The sequence below is a fragment of the Cellulomonas biazotea genome (assembly GCF_004306155.1).
Lineage (GTDB): Bacteria > Actinomycetota > Actinomycetes > Actinomycetales > Cellulomonadaceae > Cellulomonas > Cellulomonas biazotea.
This window is the reverse complement of sequence record NZ_BIMR01000408.1, coordinates 1-1,662: the sequence shown is the minus strand read 5'-3', so window position 1 is coordinate 1,662 and position 1,662 is coordinate 1. Positions and strand designations below refer to the sequence as shown.

The following is a 1,662-nucleotide window of genomic DNA, read 5'->3' as shown; positions in this document are numbered from 1 at the left end:
GCCGGTGCACCGGCCAGAACATCGGCAGGGACATGACGGCGACACCGGCGGTCGTCCCCCATGCCAGGACCTGCAGCGCGTCCTGCCCCGCGGCTGCCGGGTCGTCCCACTCGCCCCGCGCCATGGCGCCGTACACGGCGTAGACCGCGATGACGACGACCGACGACATGACGGGCGCGAACGCGGGCCAGAAGAACCGCTTGTGCGCCTGCAGCACCGCGTACAGCAGGACCGCGACGCCGTAGAGCGGCACCTGCACCGCGAACACCACGACGAAGAACCGCAGGAGCTCCCGGTGGGCGTCGTCGAGGCCCGGCCACACCGCCGCGATCGGACCCGCGAGGAGCGCGAGCAGCGCACCGACCGGCACGAGCACCAGCAGCGTCCAGCCGAGCGCCGCGGACGCGACCGCATCGACGTCCCGACGCAGCCCCCGGGCGACCGGCAGGGCGAGCAGCGGGATCAGCGCCCCGGCGAGCGCACCGCCCGCGGCCGCCTCGAACACGATGTTCGGCAGCATGTTCGCGGAGTTGTACGTGCCGCTGATCGACCCCGCGCCGACCGCCCCGGCCTGCACGAGGTACCGGCCGAAGCCGAGCACCCGGCTCAGGACGGTGATCGCGGCGATCATCGCCGCGGCACCGCCGAGCCCGCCGAGGACGCGGCGAGCCGTGGGGCTCACGCCGGTCCGGTCGTCGTCGGACGCGTCCCGTCCGCGACCGGAACGGCTGCTCCCCCGGCGGACGGCGTGGTCGACCCCGCCGTCGCCCGCGGGCGCCGCCCCCAGGCGTCGACCTCGCGCAGACCCGGGGTCCGCTCGATGACCTGCGTGAAGCTGACCTTCTCGCTCGCGAGCGTCAGGGCGGTCACGACCGCCAGCGCACCGACGCGCACCGCGCGCGGCGCCCCGAGCACGACCGCGGCACCGAGCGCCGCACCCAGCGCGTTCGCGCCGCCGTCGCCGAGCATGTCGTGCTCCGCGAGGTCCTGCTCGACCGCGGCACCCGCGGCACCGAGCACACCGGCCGCGGCACCGGCACCGGCGCCCGCACCGAGGGCCAGCGGCAGCGCGACGACGGCCGACGCCTTGAGCGCGCGCCCTGGCCGCAGGTCGAGGAGGTTGACGAGGTTCGCGCTCGCCGCGACGAGCGCACCCGACACGGCGACGTCCGCGGCCCAGCCGAGCGTGGACCGTCGGGCGCCGTCACCGTCGCGCCACGGCGTCGCGACGGCGGCGGCCACGAGCGCGCCCGCACCGATCCCGAGGACCTTGAGGCCGCCCGTCGTGACCTCGCCGCGTGCCAGCGCTCCCAGGTGCCCGCGCAGACCCTTGCGGCGCGCCTCGGTGTCCTCCGTGAGGTCGTCGACGATCCCGAACGCCGCGCCGGCGCCCGTCGCCACGGTGAGCGCCGCGGCCGCACGCGCGGAGGGCGCACCGACGACGGCACCGGCGAGCAGCCCGGCCGCGACGGCGGGACCCTCCAGCATGCTCACGGGCTCGCCCCGGTGGTTCGTCCGCGTCCAGCGCTGGGCCCCGCCGGGGGCCTGGGCGTCGAGCAGACCGCGCGTCACCGACGTCGCGGCCGCAGCCGCCGCGGCCGCGACGAGCCGGCGCAGCACGCCGACGCTCACCCCTGCGTCCCCTCGGTCCCGCTGTCTCCG

At 77.2% G+C, this 1,662-nt stretch carries 2 protein-coding genes; both read right to left on the bottom strand.

Annotated elements, in window-relative coordinates:
• On the bottom strand, positions 1–682 hold a 682-nt coding region (locus CBZ_RS19460; RefSeq protein ID WP_281274914.1), incomplete at its 3' end, for a lipid II flippase MurJ.
• Positions 679–1,632, bottom strand: coding sequence for a hypothetical protein (locus tag CBZ_RS19455; protein ID WP_130783095.1), 954 nt, complete (start codon positions 1,630–1,632; stop codon positions 679–681). The genes CBZ_RS19460 and CBZ_RS19455, both read right to left, overlap by 4 nt.
• Between the last annotated feature and the right edge of the window lie 30 nt (positions 1,633–1,662).